Below are 15,922 nucleotides of genomic sequence, written 5' to 3'. Positions count from 1 at the left end.
ATCTCCAGATCGTTTTGGTGAAACGCGAAACCCGAGTTCTTGCTGTTGACGCTGATGACTCCGAGCAATTCGTCCCGATAAATCAAAGGAGAAGAGATGAGCGAATTCGCTTCGAACTTATACTTCGCGTTTTGATTGTAGCGCTTGTCTTCTTCCAGATTCTGAATGAGAAGATTCCTTTTTTCCTGGGCGACCCAGCCCGCGATTCCTTCCCCGAACGGAACGACGATCGTGTGAACGGCTTCCTTGGGAATTCCTTTTGCCGCGAGAATCCGCAGCGTTCGATTCGTGTGATCTGCGAGATAAATCGTGCCGGTTCTTGCTTCCAGAAATTCGAGGATTCTTTCCAAAACCCAGTTGCCGAGTTCGTGAATGCTTTTTTCCGAAACGATGAGTTTTTCGAATTCATACAAAAGCGAAAGTTCCAGAATTCGCTTCTTAAGATTATCGTGAATTTTTGCGTTTTGAATCGCGATCGCCGCGACTTCGGATAAGGAGGTAAGATAATTCAGATCGGAAGAATCGAAAGAACGCTCTTTCGTTTTGTTGAGAATTTCGAGCGTTCCGATGATCTTGTCTTCCACAAACAAAGGAACACAAACCAAGGAACGCGTTCTATAACCGGTTTTTTGATCCCAGGCCTGGTTGAATCTCGGATCGGAATACGCGTCTTCGAGAATGATCGGTTTCTTTTCTTTGGCGACCCAACCCGCGATCCCTTGTCCCACGTCGAGCCGGCCGTATTTTTGAATGATTTCACCCTTTTCGCCGAGCGCCACTTCGCAGTATAAGAATTCTCCCGTCTCGTCCAGAAGAAACAAGGAACTCGCTTCCGCTTCGAGAAGATCCTTGGAGTAAAGCATGATCAAAGGCAATAGCTGATAGAGATCCAAATTCGCATTTAAGATCGTACTCGTGTTGAGAATACTCTTGAGTTTCTGAAATTCTAAATCAGCGTGAGGCATAGATATTCTGTCAATACTACAGGAATTACGAGGTTCGTCAAGGGTTTGGGAATATTCTAGGATCTGAAAATGGCAAAGTATAACTTGACATCGACAGGAATTGAATCTGAAAAGAAACTTCCCGCGTTTTTTCCGGTCTTATTTAAGTAATGGAAAATCAGTTGTCTCGTTTTCTTATCTTTCTTTCCGTATTTACCCTCATCATCGCGTTGGGTTACACGTATACGGGTTTTCGTTTGATTCCGGCTTTAGGGACTCAAGCTTGGATTTCTTGGCTCGCCTGGGGTTTGATCTTATTATTCACCTTGAGCATTCCGGTCAGTTATTACATCAGCTTGACTTCGCGTCAGGAATCGGTTCAAACCGCGTTTTCCTATCTCGCCTTTACGGGGTTAGGTTTTTTTACGATCTTATTCAGTCTCGTTTTGTTGAAGGATATAACCGCAGCATCGATCGGAGGGATCACGACATTCCTTCCTATGTCCGAATCCGGAACGGAAGCGACCGGGGTCGACCTAATCGAAAGGAAAGAATTTTTAAACCGACTTCTCAGTTTTTCCGTGATCGGGCTTGCGGGCGGATTGACGGGGATCGGATTTTATCAGGCGCATCGCAAACTGAAGGTGATTTCCGTCGACGTCCTAGAGGAGAATCTGCATTCTTCCTTGGACGGTTTTCGGATCGTCCAAATCTCGGACATTCATATCGGACCTACGATCAAAAAGGGATTTCTCGAATCGGTGGTAAGAAGGGTCAACGAACTCGAACCGGATCTTGTCGCGATTACGGGGGACTTGGTCGACGGACCTGTGAGCAAACTCGGACATCATATCACTCCGCTCGCGGATCTGAAATCCAAACACGGAACCTTCTTCGTAACCGGAAATCACGAATACTATTCGGGCGCTCTTTCCTGGATCCGAGAATTGCAGAAACACGGCATTCAAGTTTTGTTAAACGAAAATCAAATTCTCGAACATGGAAAGGCGAACGTGACTCTCGCGGGTGTGACCGATCTCAAAGCGGGAACGATCATCGCAGAACATAAAACCGATCCGCATCAAGCGATGAGGGGCGGAGAACGATCGGACTATAAGATTCTTCTTGCACACCAGCCGAACAGCGTCTTTGAAGGAGCGGCCGCCGGATTCAATCTTCAGCTTTCCGGTCATACGCACGGCGGACAATATTTTCCGGGAAATCTTCTGATCTATCTCGCGCAGAAGTTCGTCGCCGGTTTGCATAAGCACAAGGACACTTGGATTTACGTGAGCCGAGGCACCGGATATTGGGGACCGCCGATTCGACTCGGCGCACCATCCGAAATCAGCGTAATTCATTTGAAGAAGAATGCGTAACCGATACTTTTTCCACTCGTAGTAAGATCGAAAAAAAACGAAACGCCGGGAAGGAATCCGATTCGGAAACTTTTCCGGAAGGCGTCTTCATCCGATATTCTAAACAAGAGCTTAGAATGGAGGGCGATGATGGTTTCGGGGCGAACCGGACAACAAAGAATTCTAACGTTAGGAATCGTTCTCCTTTTCGTCTTCACGTCCGTTGCCTGCGGAAAGAAGAATAAGAACGCTCCTAAAAAGGAAACTTCCAAAACGATCGGTTCCAAAAAGAAAGAAGATCTGGACTTGGAACCGGAATTGAAGGAAAGAAAGTTCTTTCAAGAAGACGCACAGGGGCAGCCGAAAAAATACGTCGAGTCCGAAGAATCGCACTCGGACGAAAATCACCCCTCATCTCCCAAAAAGGAAACGAAATCATTATCCGCATATGTAGGTTCCTCCCCCGGATGCAAAAGCGGCAATTGTAAGGACGGAAGCGGGATTTACGTCTACGATTCGGGCGAAGCGTATTCCGGAAGTTTCAAAAATGATAAGCGACATGGTTTCGGGAATATACACTACCGCGACGGCGACAAATATTCCGGTTATTTTCAAAATGACAAGAAGGTAGGGACCGGAACGTATCGATTCGCAAACGGCGCCGTTTTTAGCGGAAGGTTTTTCGACGACGGAGAAAGCGCCGAAGGTTTTTTAACGATCGGTAAAAAGAAAAAGGAATGTTCCATCATCCGCAATAAGATGAATTGCAATAGATAGAAAATATTCAGTTTTTATAAAGTTCTGAGTCCGAAATACGGTTAGGTCTGCTTTTTCCGCAGTTCGCAGATTTTGACGGTGAAGTGGCGTATATTTCTCTCCTCTGCCGAGTTTGTTGAACCTTAGGCTCGGCAAAGAGGAGAAAACGTCGAGATGTTATCCGAGTTGGTTTTGAAATTCCAATGCCATCGATTGTGAATCTGCGGCTCCTGTGAGAGCAGCCTTTTGAAGAATATGATTTCTGAATTCTTTTGGAGGTTTTCCCGCAAATTTCAAACAAGCTCTTCGAAAAGAGGAAGGCGAATTGAAACCGCTTGCGAGAGCTACTTCCAAAAGATTGATTTCAGGCCGTTGCTGGATCATTTTTCCGGCTTCTTCCAAACGATGAAAACTCAAGAAGTCCGTAAAGCTGAGATCCTTATAATTGTTCAGATAATAGGAAGCTTGATGAAGAGAAACTCCGATATACGCGGAAAAATCGGACAAACGAATTTCTTCGTCTAAATATTCGCGGTCTTCCACGAATTTTTGAATTCTAGTTTCGATTCGATCGATGTCGAGACGTTCCACTAAATTCTTAGAACCGGGCGTTTGCAGAGTTTGTGCCTTTGAATCCTCGGATTTAGCTTCCATCAACTCGCTGGAAAAGCCCACCTTCCAGAAATCAGGATGATTGTATTCCAGAATAAAGAAATAAACCACGAAGAATCCCGTAAATGAAAGCGCGGTCATCATCACCAAAGGAGATTGAATCGCCATTCCGTATGTGTGAATGAGAAGCGCGGTGCATAATATAAAGTTCTGAATCGGATAATTGAGATAAATCCGTTTCATCTTGTTTTTGATGATAAAGCTCAAAGTCAAAATTCCCGCGGACATCTGAAGAAGAAAAAGAACGGTTTTTCCGAAATAGACGATCGAAAGTATATCTCCCATCATAAACGAAGTAAGAAAGACGATCGGAAAAGACGCGAATGTAAAGAGGCAATAACGGAGAGGATTCCGGAGAACTCCGAAAAGATGCATCACATACAATGTGGAAACGATCGAAGCAGTTACCGCAAATCCGTAATAATAGGAGAAAAATATCCGATATTCGAGGTTGAGCGGACTGTTGATGAAGGTAGTCATCAGCGTAATCGCTTTGCCGTGACCTAGGATCAAAAAACAAACACAGGTCAAAAAGATCCCGCGCACGAGGTTTAAACGATCCTTCTGGGCTTTGTAAATACCCTTGTAAAAGCCGGAAAGTCCGGTTAAAAAGCTGATTACGATACTGGCTGAATACAGATATTCTAAATAGCGGTTAAAACCGTCCTTTAACAAAGTAATATAGACTAAAAGATTCGAATCTGCGAAAAAAATCATCCCTCACTCCTGCTCATCCTCTTCCTAATACCCAGATTTATTTGGACGTTTAGAAAGCTATTTCTAATGTGATACGCTTAAAAATTTATTTCTTCATTTAGAAGCGACGCAACGGATTCCGTATGTGCCTGAATTTTGCCGATTTGGATTCGCAAGATTTGAACGACAAAGGAATAAGTTGTTGATAAGAAGTTACTTCGTTATAAAGCAAAAGTCTTTTCATGATATAAGTTGAATTAAATAGAAAAATCGGAATGTATATCGTATAAAATGTTATTTTAAAGAACGAAATAAATCATGAATTTTTTATGTCAAATTTTGTTAAACGAAATGGCTCCGCTTTCAAAAAGTCTTGTTTCAGTCCGATCTATAATCGTTCTAATCTTTAATAAAGAAGAAAAAGTCGCGTTGTGTGAAACCGTAACTCGAATTCTATTTTTATCGAATTCTTATTTTAAAAAAACTTTAATATCTATATTTAATATATTCGAAGTTATAAAAAAAGAAAATGGAAAATCCGGTCAAATTGACGGGTCCATTCTGCGGCAATCTTTGCCTGGTTTCGAGGATTTTGTTTCAATTTGACAATAAAAAGAAATGATCCGATGACATGTTTCCTCCGTCATCGGAAGCAGATGCCACTTTCAAAAAGCTGAATGTGTTTTTCAGCCAAAGCCTGGAAACAACCTCGTGAATATCTCGCAATCTATAGACTGAAGGGATGTTCAACATATATTCTGGTATTCTTTTTTTAACGAAGTCGCTGATCGATTCCGTAAAGAAGTCACGCAAGATCTTTATGATTATAGATCGAATACTGAATTCGGTTAACAATTTTAGCAAAAAATTATTTCGGGAGAAGCGATCCTTAAAAAGATGACCGTAGAATCAAGAAACGAGCGTATCTATAAAAATAAACGTTCGTTCAAAATACAAACGGCGGTTTCCTATACGAAAAAAATCTCCCGGGAAATGAGTTCCCGCTAAAAAGCCGAATTCTCGGAAAAGTTGGAACATGTAAACAAAGATATTGGGCGCAAATCGTATCTCTTCATGTGAAAAGAATCCTTTCGACGATCGAAGTGAAATGTCGGAACACTGTGTGTTTCCAAGTAAAAATAAAACTATAGAAAGTTTGGATTTTAGAGTTTGTGCAGATGGATGTGTTTATGATGTTGTTTGACCTATTTAGGGATTTCGTTTTATTCAGCGATCAGGCTTCTCCGTATTTAATTTGTATTCACGCGGGTTCGATCGCTCTGAGTTTTATCACCGGTGTCTCCGAGATTTATAGATTCAAAAAGAGTGAAATGAATCTGACTCGCGGCCTTGTCGCGCTGAGTGTTTGCGGTTGTCTCATTTTAAACACGGCCGCTATCAACTTTCTTGTCTCTCCCGCTTTAGTAAATCCCGCCTTTTATCATCGTATTTATTTCGGTTTTTATTACGGAATCAACGTGCTTCCTTGTCTTTGGGGTATGTTTTATACGATCTATCTTTTGGGGCTTTTGAAAAAACCGGAAGTATATTGTATCCGTGCTACGATCAGTTTGCCGATCGTTTTGATTCTCGCTTTCGTTTTTCCCGATATGGATTCCTATACACGTTTTGGCGACATCCTCGGTTTCGCGATTCAAGGAACCACCGGTGTTTGGGGTCTTTATGCGATCTTCCGTTTAAAAAAATCAAAAATTTATTTCAATTACCCGGCTATGAACGCGATGATGTGTGTCACCTTCCTGCTCCACTATTACGGCGTTTCCATACGTTCGGCGGATCTGATGCTGATCGCTTGTATGATTCCAGGGCATATCGTGGTTTACTTCTTCGTTTTGGAATATAATTTCCCCGGATTTACCTGGAGAGAACAAGATCAACTCCGTAGTTTCGGTCTTAAGTCGTTTTCAAACGATCCGAGCGAAGAGATTATCGAAGAAAAGATTCAAAGAAGGAATCTGATGGAAGGCGTGAATCTACAAGTGATCGAAAACCGGATCGAAAAGTTTATTAAAGAAAGGGAATATACGGACGAGGATCTACGTCTACCCGATTTCGCGGCATATCTGGGTCTGACTGTCCATCAGACCTCCTTCTATCTGAATCAATACAGGAAACTCAATTTTCCCGAATTTATCAATTATCACCGTATGGAGGAGGCGAAGAAGATGATTCTCGATCAGACTCATTTGAATCTTTTGGAGATCGCGTTGGCCTGCGGATTTAATTCTCCTTCTTCGTTTCACCGTGCTTCGATTAAGTTTACGGGAATTCCTCCGCGGGATTTAAAAAAGGAAATTCAAAGAAAGGCTTTGATGGAAGTCGCGTTCGAACTTCAGGAAAACACCGGTTAAAATAGATTGGGATCGGGGAAGCTATGACTGTGTTAGAATTTCTAAAAGGCTTCGTATGATTGCACGAAGCGGCGCCGACTTATTTGATCCGCGTTCACGCGACGCGATCGTTATGAGTTTTTTCGGAGGGATCTCCGATTTTATCGTTTCGAAGTAGCGAAACGAATGTTAGGGGAGACGGTGATTTAAGTTTGTTGGAAATCGTTTTGATGTGCGGTTTTAATTCCACCGCTTCCTTTCATCGAGCTTCGTTGAAGTTTGCCGGAATTACTCCGAAAGAACCGGGAAAGAAAGTCAAAAATCGATTGGAAACCGTTTCCGGATGATCTTTAAGAAAAATCAGGGAGAATTCAGATGCAAGTGATTTTACCGTTATGGGATACGTTTGAACGCATCATATTTTTAGATGCGAATGTATCCCCTTTCTCAGCTTCCATGCAGGCGGCCGCATTGATTTTGACGCTTTTTTCGGGTTTCTCCGATTTATACAGACATAGAAAGGTTCGCATGAATCTGGCGCGAGCCGCCACTTCTTTGAGCGTGTTTGCGACTTTGGTTTGTTATAATGTAGCGACTTATTTTATAATTTCCCCGGCTCTTTACGAGCCGAGTTTGGGACATCGGATTTTTTTCGGAATATACTTAAGTATTTCATTATATAACATCATCTCTAGTTTATTCTATTATTTGCATGTGGCGGATATGTTCGAAAAACCGGAAAAATATTCGAACCTTCTTTTAATAGTGTTTCCCGTTTTATTTTCCGTAACTTATTTCTCGAAAAATCTTGTCTTCCCTATCTGTTTTACGAATGTTTTGATCATTGTCGCTCTCGGGGTAATGTCCTATTTCGTGGTTCGAACCGTTTATTTAAAAAAGGTTTCTAAAATCAATCTGAATTACGTCCTTTTTTGTTCGGTTCTAATAGGCGCGTACGGTTCTCGAATTTACGGAATCCAGGTTTTTTCCAGTGATATTTTAGTATTCGCTTATATGGCGTGTGTTTACGCTTTAATATACTTGTTTTTTTTGCAGTTTTATTTTCCGGGATTTAGTTGGAAGAGTTCTTCATTTCACAATGGAGAAGCAAAATTTGATTCGATTATTTTAACCGAAGAGAGCTACGACGATCATCTTGAAGCCAAGAGTTTACAGAAAAAAAATCTGCTCGAAGGCGTGAATTTGCAAATGATCGAAAATCGCGTAGAAAGATTTCTACAGGAAAAAGTTTTTCTGGATGATGAAATTCGTTTGCCGGATTTTGCGGCGTATCTGGGTCTTACGGTGCATCAGACTTCTTACTTTATGAATCAGTATAAGAAGTCGAATTTTCCGGAATTCATCAACTATCATCGGTTTGAAGAAGCGAAGAATATGATTCTTAAGGAATCGAATTTGAATCTTCTGGAAATCGCGTTAGCCTGCGGGTTTAATTCCCCTTCTTCTTTTCATCGGGCTTCGGTCAAGTTTGCCGGCGTTCCTCCGCGTGATTTAAAAAAACAAATTTATAAAACTGAATTAGATATTTCTTATGAACTTACGGAAAGACTTAGCGATTAAAGACGTATACGGCTCCGGCTTTCGTTTTCGCATTGTCTCCGGTCGGTGCAAGCGGGGAGGAAACCGTTTGTGAGCCTTTTTCTTCCGCCGCGCCGAGCGCGATGAGATCTCCGTACATCGCTAGGCTTCCGTATTCTCCGATGGGAGTACTTGGCCCGCCAGTGGCGTTGGAAACTTGATCACTTGGATCCGCATTGGAAGTTTTGATAAAAGAGCGATACATCCAATTCGTATCTTTTTGAAAGACGTAAACCGCTCCCGAATTCAAGGAACCGTTGTCGAGCGGATCGGGAAGAACGCCCTTGTTTAGGATCGTTTGGCCGGAGTTCGATTCGCGAGGAGAGGCGATTGCCACGGTATCGCCGTAAATGGCGACGGCTTTTCCGAACTGATCGTTCGCTTCCGCGTTAGGCGCCTTTAAGATTGCGATTTCCGACCAGTTGTTACCCGTTCGTTCAAATATATAAGCGGCGCCTTCGTTAGCGGATTGCCCGAACGCTCCGACAATCACCGTGTTTCCTGAAATTCCGACGGAAACACCAAACTGATCGCTCGCGTTCGCGTTCGACGCCTTGAGAAAGGCTTCGCGGGTCCATGTAGTTCCGACTCGTGTGAAAATTTGGGCGGCTCCTGAATTCGCAAATCCCGCATCGTCTTGACTGATTCCTACGATGATCGTATCGCCGGAGATTCCGATTTCAGATCCGAATCGATCGTTTGCGGCGGGATTTTGTGCTTTGAGATACGCTTCCTGGGACCATGTAGTTCCGACTCTTCTGAAAACGTAAGCCGCTCCGACGTTTGTTCCGCTGTTATCGGAACTCGCGTTCGAACCGCTTTGAATTGTCGGATCCAAACTTGCTTCGCGCGGAGATCCGACTACGATTGTGTCTCCGTCAATCGCGACAAAACGACCGAAGGAATCGTTTGCGTCCGCGTTGGAAGGTTTGAGAAACGCTTCAAAATTCCAAGTCGCTCCCGATCTGCGAAAAACGTAGGCTGCTCCGGAGGAAACCAGGGATTCGTTGGAGGAGGCTGTCGTAGAAATGAAATTCTGATTACTGTCTTCAAGAGGCGCGCCGATTACGATTGTATCTCCGGAAATAGCGACGCTAATTCCGAATACGTCGCTATTCGTACGCAACGGGGCGGTTAGATACGCTTCTTGTGACCATGTAGTTCCGACTTTTCGAAAAACGTATGCGGCGCCAGAAAACGCCGTGTCTCCGTATGCACCCGCAACGATGGTATCGTTGGAGATTCCTACGCTTACGCCGAGCGAGTGATTGAGAAGAAGATTGGAACCTTTCAGAAAATACTGATTCTCCCAATTCAAAGCCTGAACTTCCAGAGCGAGAGAAATTGAAGAAGAATTTCCCTGAGAGTTATAGGCCGTGATTTGATACGAGGTCGGAGCTACGGAGGAGGAGGGAGTTCCCGCGATTTCACCGTTCAACGGATTGAAACTCATTCCGTTCGGCAGAGCCGGAGAAATTGAATAATGATCGATGAGATCCGACGTGGTCGGCGTAAAACTCGTGATCGCTTCATTCTTAACAAACCGAAACGAAGGGGAAGAATATTGAAATGCCGGCCCGGTTCCATTTGATGGGTTTGGCGTTCCAACGGAAAGATTAGTATTCAACAAAGGAAGAACGTAGGAACTACCACGATCTCCGGTTAAACAACCGGTAACGAACGTAAGCAGTAGGATCAATGGAGAATAGAATTTAACAATCAACCGCTTTTTCATTGATCCTCCTACAAATTTACGATAGGTTTTTCTTGAATTCTCTTGAGCCGCAAGGTTCAAGATTCGAATTTCCTTTCAAAGAAACAAATCGTTAAAAGAAGATACGCAAATCGGAAGGATTATTCTCCATGATTTATAATTGAGGAATTGCCTACTTACAATTATATAAACCAAGAGATGCTGGGGCGGAGAATCGCTTTTGTTTTTGGATTCTAAGAAAAGAAATCACATTCTCGAAACTAACTGCAATGATGCGATGCGGGATCAAATCTCAGGCAAATCCGATTCGTATTTAGCCTGAGATTTTCGGATCTCTCTTACGGAGCGGGGATCAATTTATCGCCGGAATAGATATATTTTCCCGAAATCAAATACTGATCGACGCTTCGGTAGAAATTCTCCACAAAGAGCGGGTAACCGCCAAAGTAATTATTACAATAGGATCTTCCCGTTTCTATCGTTACTCCGTGAATGATACAAGGGTTTGCCTCGTCCACGATGACCACCGCTGCGCCAAATATAAAGATCCTTTTTTGAATGTAAGTTCCTAACTGTGTCGGTCCTTTCTTGAGAATCTGCTCCCACACCTTAAATTCGGCGTTTTTGACCGCAGCAGGTTCCGGCGTCGGCTTTAAGTTATTCGGAACGTTATTCGGGTTTAACGTTGTGTCGTTGTAAGTAAAGGAGATCTGCATCGTTTCTTTTTTTCTTACCGGAATTTCCACAGAATCACGAGCGATCAAAGTCCCTCTACAGGGAGCCGAACCTTGCGTGAAACTCGATTCGAGAATCAGAGTCGCCGCGCTACTCGGCGCCTTGAGTTTTTGAGCGTTCGTAATCGTCGTATCGGAAGTGATCGCCAAAGGTTGAGGGGGAATTCCGTAATTCCCGGTCGCAGCAGCGGTTACGTTCGAGATTCCGGCAATTGGAGAACCGGCAACACAATCGTTCCCGTCCGAGTCGTAGTAATTGTGTCGGAAAATCAAGTCCGAGTTTGCGGGGAAAAATCCGTATTTTAGATAATCAATATATCCTAAACTATCCAAAACGCGGATTTTGGAATAGCCGCCCACATTTCCGATTCCTTTTTCCTCCGATTTTGCGATCGAAAGTTGTAAATCGAATGATGGGCTCGAATTGAATGCGTTTCCTAAGTAAATAGGACCGTCGTCGCCGTTAATAAAAAGATTCACACTCGAATTTCCGTTCATCTTTCCAAAAAGATAACGTCCTGAAGAATCGATCTCGATCGATTGATATTCTCCGTAAGTTAAATCGGATGCATTGTTGAATGTTGCGACGGGAATTCCGGACGTCATGTCGATCTTAAAATTAAGCAGCCTGGTCAAAGGGCTTGTCGGATTGTTTCTCCCGAAAATTGAAAGACGATACTCCGGCTGACCCGACCAATTTAAGTACGAATAAAATTTAAGATCCTTTCCGACGAACGTGGCCGGAATCCCCGTCAATAAAAACGAATTGAGTTCTTTTCTTCCCGATTTTCGATAGAAAATTCTTACGGAAGTGGAAGTGGAAACGGAAAGCGTTGCAAAAACCTCTGCTTCTCCCTGCGGGTTATACCGGCTTAAGAAGGAACTTGCAATCGCGCCGCTTAAATCCGAATTCGTCGTAGCGCTGGTCACATGTTTATACAATGCGTTCGAATAACTATCCAACAGAAAGGTTTCCAATGCGGTTCCGACCACGATTCCTAAACTTTGCCCGTAATCAAAGGGGAGAATCGCGGAAGGAAAGACACCCGTAGCTAAAGAATCAAATGTCGCGGTGTCTTTTGTTAAAACCCCCGTAGAAGTTTTAAAAACGTTACTTTGAGTTTTGCTTCCGTTAAAGGAAACCGCTCCCATCGCTTGATCCGTTCCAATTTTGATCGGGAACACTACCGGTTTTGGCCCGCTGGGCGAAGGAGAATATTCGATCCCCACTTCGTTGACCTTTGTAACGCCGAGGGTAGATCCTTGTTGGGAATAGAATGTCGCTTTGTTTTTGGAGAGGCTGAGAAAGCTCGGAATTCGAGTTATGCTTGATTCCAATTCTCCTTGTTCCGTTAGAAGAATGTGGGTAGATCCGCTTAAATCCACATCGCTTCCCGGAAAGATGGGGTAATAGTTACTAGTCAATTTTCCGTTGTTCCAATCCGGATTCGTTTTGATCGATCGAATCGCTTTCATCTGATGAACCGGATTATTGGAAGCATATGAGAAAGCATTGCCGGAAATCGTCTTTGTTTTTTTCGATTCCCACATTTTGAATTCAAAAACGGAAGGTCCCGTTATATTTCCCGCGTCATCTCTTCCCCAAACCGCAAATCTATCCGGAAGGTTGGAACCGGATTTTCCCAATTCGAAAGTTCCATAATTTGGAAAACATGCTCTCCAGCCGTCGCTCATCAAAGGACGATTCAAAGAATGAAAGACGCCGAAAGGTTTTTTTAGAAACTCTTCTTCAGTCATTCCGGGGTTGAATTGCCGTAAAAAGCAATATCTTTCGGAACCGGAAGCATCATCCACTTGAACTTGATAATCTAAATAACCCGAACTTGCGTTGTTGGCAAGAGGTCTGAATTGAAAAGTAGGAGGAATCGTATCCGGTTTTGTCGGGTCGGTTCCATTTGCAAGTTCTTGCATGTCGGCGGTTCCGTCTCCGTCCGTATCCGGGTTCATTTCGTCGGTTCGATAAAACGCCGCAGGATTTTCGAAAAGATTTCCTACGTTAAAGTTGATTTCAAAATCGTCGGTAAGACCGTCGCCGTCCGAGTCTTGCCCCGTGGTAACCATACCGATCGTTATTGAGTTGTAATACCCGTCTTTGTTAAGCGCAAAAACGGAATAATAGTATGTATGACCCTGAACTAATCCCGTGTCGATGAAGGAATAAGGAGTGACCTCCGTACCGGAAGGCGGTTCTCCCAACGCAGGCGACATCGGAGGTGCGATCTCGCTTCTTCGAATCACAATTTGTTTTGGCGAATTCGTATCCGGATAGAATAGATACAAAAGCGCCTTGTCCGCTCCCGGATAAACGGAGCCGACTACCGGTTGCGGAAAGTTCGGATCCGGACCGGAAGCACATAACGTGGACGAAGGCAATACGCTTCCTTCGGTGTTTGCGGGTTTTACGAGAACCCAATAATTCGAAGATATGCCGGAAGCCGAAGTCCCTTTTTTGTTTCCACCCAAGACTACGCGCGATCCCTGCGTGTAACTTCGCTTATAAATTTTATAACCGGATGCTCCCGGTGTTTGCGACGGATCCAAACCCGGATCGGTAGTATAAATATATTTACCGCTTAAAAGAGTGAAATCACTTTGCAGCCAATCCGCGTCCTGCGAAGAATCCGCCGGAAGAGCGGCTCCTCTCGAATCATACATTACATATACGTCGATATCCTTCACCGCGTTGAATGAAAGATATTCCGAAGTATTGGAGTCAGTGTGAAGCAAAGAGTTCCCGCAGGTTCCCGCACCGCCTTGACACGTTGGAAAAAGAAGGGACAGTTCCAATCCCAATTCGCGAAACGCGCCTTCATTGACCTTAACGAAATAGGGACGATCCTGCAAGTATTGATACCCTTCTCCAATGGTTCCGAACTTTGCGCGCGATGTCGAAGCGTCGTCCAAAATTCCTTGAGGATTCCAAGAAGCGGATTCGTTCGTAAAACAAGCAGGGGCGCCGGCAATACCCGTATCGGGTAGAACGGGCAGAGCCGTCAGAAGAAAGGGTGTGAAATGTCTCGTTTCAACCGAAACCGAAGATGAGATTTCGTCTAACGCTCCTTTTTGCAGAATTTTCCATTTCTGATCGGTAAAATCCCTATACCAAACGTAGAATTCTTTGGTAAAACCCTTAGCCTCTAATGCTTGCAAATCGACCGGAAATTCGAGCCGAACCGGTTTGGAAAAATATAAACTCTGATACGATAGTTTTTTACCGTCCTTTTTATCGGTGAGTTCGAGATGGATGTCGTAAATCTTACCGATCGGGACTTGGGATTTTCCCAAAAGTTGCGGAACGGAAGAATTTTCTTGAATTCGAAGCGATTCCGAAGGGATTTCCTGAGGGAGAATCACCTTTGGAATTCCGCTGACAAGAATCGGAAGCGGAAATGTATTTTGATTTTTATCGGAAAAATGAGAAAGAAAACCGTTGGAACAGCTAACAAACAATTGAATGCAAAAAATGAAAAAAATCAATCTACGCATCGAAAAACTCCAAAGTGCTATGGTATTTAGTTAATTTGTCATATCCGACTCCGCTTACACAAAAGTCATGAGATTTAAAAAATAAATGAAAAAATTTGGAAATCGAGATGGCGAATGACGCAGAATCGAAAAGGAATGAACGGTTCGAGTTGAAACCTGAAACGTACGGCGGATGTTGCCGCTTCAGCGGGTTTTAAAGAGAATCGAATGGCATATTGGTCCCGATGTTCTTTCCGTAAAAAATAATCAAGGCAGCAGATAATTGATTCCTCCCGCCTCGATAAAGAAGCGCGGAATTGCGACGAGAATTGTACAGGAAAGGGCAAGCAATACGAAGTAAGCCGTCTTTCGATTCTTAAATTCTTCCGGTTCCGTTCGGAAAAAATACAACCAGAGAAAGAACCAAGAAGGATAAAAAAGATGAACGAACACCCGCGTGGTATCGTAAGTAAAAAATGTTACAAGCGCGGCTACGCTTGTCGGAATCAAAATCAAGTATTTCCGTTTAAAAAGTCTTTCTGCTAATAGGACAATGTTCCCGTTGAAAAAGGAAAAAAGCGCAAGATGAGGAACGATCGTATTGATCTCGATCCATTTGGAAAACGGGACTTCCGTTATCGTTGTAAGACGGGAATCTTCGTGAACGATTCCTTTCCATTGAAAAAGGAGAATCGAAAGAATTCGCGCAATCAAAAGAGTCCCGCCGATCGTAACAACCAGAGGAACGTCGAATTTCTTTTCCTGAATCGTTTGAACTAGAATCAATAACAATACGATCACAGAGAACTGATAAAAATGATTCCAAGCTCCTAAAAACAAAACGGGAACGAGGGATAAAATCCACATTCGTTTTTTTAGAATCGAATCCAATAGTATGACCGTTGCCGAAGAAAAGAAAAATGTAAGATGATCCGGAAACCCGATCCATGTTTTTTGAATCAGCACAATCGGAGAAAGTAAAATAAAAAATCCGATAAAGGTTCCCGCCCAAAGTCCGAATCGAACCGTATAGTAAGCAACTAACAAAAGACCGGCAAGAATCCAGATGGTTGAACAAAGACGTGAAAAATTCTCGGGCGATAAGTCGGTATCGAGTTTGTATAAAACGTAAGGAAATAAAAAAGAATCCGATTGGTGTTTTGGGGAAAGGTCCGTCTTTGTGAGAAAGTAAAGTCCCGTGTTATAGACTCGAACTTCTTCTTTGGATTTATAGAGGAGATTGGAGCCTTCTCTCAATATGAAGAAAAACGCGATTGTGAGGATGAGGGCGGGGAGATATTTTTTCACGGTAGGATGGTTGTAAGGAAACGGGTGGGGAAGTCAAGGAATTTGGACGGATGGATTGGCTATTGCAGCTTATGCGTCCGAGTGAACCGTATTTAGTTTCGGGGCGGCTTTCGGAGAAATGTCGTTTTGTCGTTTAGGGTTTGATTGTACACTATTTCGTTCTTTTTGTCGCGTTTCTCCGAAACCGGGCTCTCCGCTTCAATCTGCAAAGCAACATGGAGTAATATCGTACATATTATGATCTTCTTAAGCGCATGTTGCATTGCAGTATTTCCGCTGCGATCCCTGCCGCTTCGTAGAGAAA

The 15,922-nt window shown here is 43.4% G+C and carries 10 protein-coding genes (1 of these 10 only partly in view); 5 read left to right on the top strand and 5 right to left on the bottom strand.

Translation table 11 applies throughout. The features are described 5' to 3' along the window. Nucleotides 1–965 carry the 5' portion of a GAF domain-containing SpoIIE family protein phosphatase gene (locus tag LFX17_RS13925; RefSeq protein ID WP_238747134.1) on the bottom strand. The gene continues 799 nt to the left of window position 1, outside the view, so the window shows 965 of its 1,764 coding nt (coding positions 1–965); the start codon lies at nt 963–965; its stop codon lies off the left edge, out of view. 149 nt (nt 966–1,114) lie between these two features. On the opposite strand from LFX17_RS13925, the gene LFX17_RS13920 reads away from it, so the two are divergent. Continuing rightward, nucleotides 1,115–2,323, top strand: coding sequence for a metallophosphoesterase (locus LFX17_RS13920; RefSeq protein WP_238747133.1), 1,209 nt, complete (start codon nt 1,115–1,117; stop codon nt 2,321–2,323). 129 nt (nt 2,324–2,452) lie between these two features. Beyond that, nucleotides 2,453–3,079 (top strand): MORN repeat-containing protein, encoded by a 627-nt coding sequence (locus LFX17_RS13915; RefSeq protein ID WP_238731607.1) that lies wholly within the window; start codon nt 2,453–2,455, stop codon nt 3,077–3,079. 156 nt (nt 3,080–3,235) lie between these two features. Here the strand turns inward: LFX17_RS13915 and LFX17_RS13910 are convergent, their stop codons facing one another. Continuing rightward, nucleotides 3,236–4,447, bottom strand: a complete 1,212-nt coding sequence (locus tag LFX17_RS13910; RefSeq protein WP_238747132.1) for an AraC family transcriptional regulator — start codon at nt 4,445–4,447, stop codon at nt 3,236–3,238. A 1,169-nt stretch (nt 4,448–5,616) separates the two neighbouring features. On the opposite strand from LFX17_RS13910, the gene LFX17_RS13905 reads away from it, so the two are divergent. From LFX17_RS13905 to LFX17_RS13895, 3 genes are all read left to right on the top strand, one after another. After that, nucleotides 5,617–6,798: an AraC family transcriptional regulator gene (locus tag LFX17_RS13905; protein ID WP_238747131.1), complete on the top strand. Its 1,182-nt coding sequence runs from the start codon at nt 5,617–5,619 to the stop codon at nt 6,796–6,798. 191 nt (nt 6,799–6,989) lie between these two features. Further along, nucleotides 6,990–7,124: a helix-turn-helix domain-containing protein gene (locus tag LFX17_RS13900; RefSeq protein ID WP_238730768.1), complete on the top strand. Its 135-nt coding sequence runs from the start codon at nt 6,990–6,992 to the stop codon at nt 7,122–7,124. Nucleotides 7,125–7,152: 28 nt separating this feature from the next. Further along, nucleotides 7,153–8,358, top strand: coding sequence for a helix-turn-helix domain-containing protein (locus LFX17_RS13895; RefSeq protein ID WP_238730767.1), 1,206 nt, complete (start codon nt 7,153–7,155; stop codon nt 8,356–8,358). Here the strand turns inward: LFX17_RS13895 and LFX17_RS13890 are convergent. From LFX17_RS13890 to LFX17_RS13880, 3 genes are all read right to left on the bottom strand, one after another. Beyond that, nucleotides 8,348–10,111, bottom strand: a complete 1,764-nt coding sequence (locus LFX17_RS13890) for a putative Ig domain-containing protein (RefSeq protein WP_238730766.1) — start codon at nt 10,109–10,111, stop codon at nt 8,348–8,350. The genes LFX17_RS13895 and LFX17_RS13890 overlap by 11 nt on opposite strands. A 317-nt stretch (nt 10,112–10,428) precedes the next feature. After that, on the bottom strand, nt 10,429–14,331 hold the full coding sequence (locus tag LFX17_RS13885) for a thrombospondin type 3 repeat-containing protein (RefSeq protein ID WP_238747130.1): 3,903 nt from the start codon (nt 14,329–14,331) through the stop codon (nt 10,429–10,431). A gap of 246 nt (nt 14,332–14,577) precedes the next feature. Continuing rightward, on the bottom strand, nt 14,578–15,618 hold the full coding sequence (locus LFX17_RS13880) for a hypothetical protein (RefSeq protein WP_238747129.1): 1,041 nt from the start codon (nt 15,616–15,618) through the stop codon (nt 14,578–14,580). Nucleotides 15,619–15,922 lie beyond the last annotated feature (304 nt).

This window comes from Leptospira sanjuanensis (assembly GCF_022267375.1).
GTDB classification, from domain to species: Bacteria; Spirochaetota; Leptospiria; order Leptospirales; family Leptospiraceae; genus Leptospira; species Leptospira sanjuanensis.
Note: the sequence above shows the minus strand (reverse complement) of the source record. Positions and strands in the feature narration are given on the sequence as shown.

Bases quoted from the DNA above. Each gene is read 5' to 3' on its own strand.
- LFX17_RS13905 (WP_238747131.1), top strand. From the start codon at position 5,617: ATGATGTTGTTTGACCTATTTAGGGATTTCGTTTTATTCAGCGATCAG.
- LFX17_RS13915 (WP_238731607.1), top strand. From the start codon at position 2,453: ATGGTTTCGGGGCGAACCGGACAACAAAGAATTCTAACGTTAGGAATC.
- LFX17_RS13895 (WP_238730767.1), top strand. From the start codon at position 7,153: ATGCAAGTGATTTTACCGTTATGGGATACGTTTGAACGCATCATATTT.
- LFX17_RS13885 (WP_238747130.1), bottom strand. From the start codon at position 14,331: ATGCGTAGATTGATTTTTTTCATTTTTTGCATTCAATTGTTTGTTAGC.
- LFX17_RS13910 (WP_238747132.1), bottom strand. From the start codon at position 4,447: ATGATTTTTTTCGCAGATTCGAATCTTTTAGTCTATATTACTTTGTTA.
- LFX17_RS13890 (WP_238730766.1), bottom strand. From the start codon at position 10,111: ATGAAAAAGCGGTTGATTGTTAAATTCTATTCTCCATTGATCCTACTG.
- LFX17_RS13920 (WP_238747133.1), top strand. From the start codon at position 1,115: ATGGAAAATCAGTTGTCTCGTTTTCTTATCTTTCTTTCCGTATTTACC.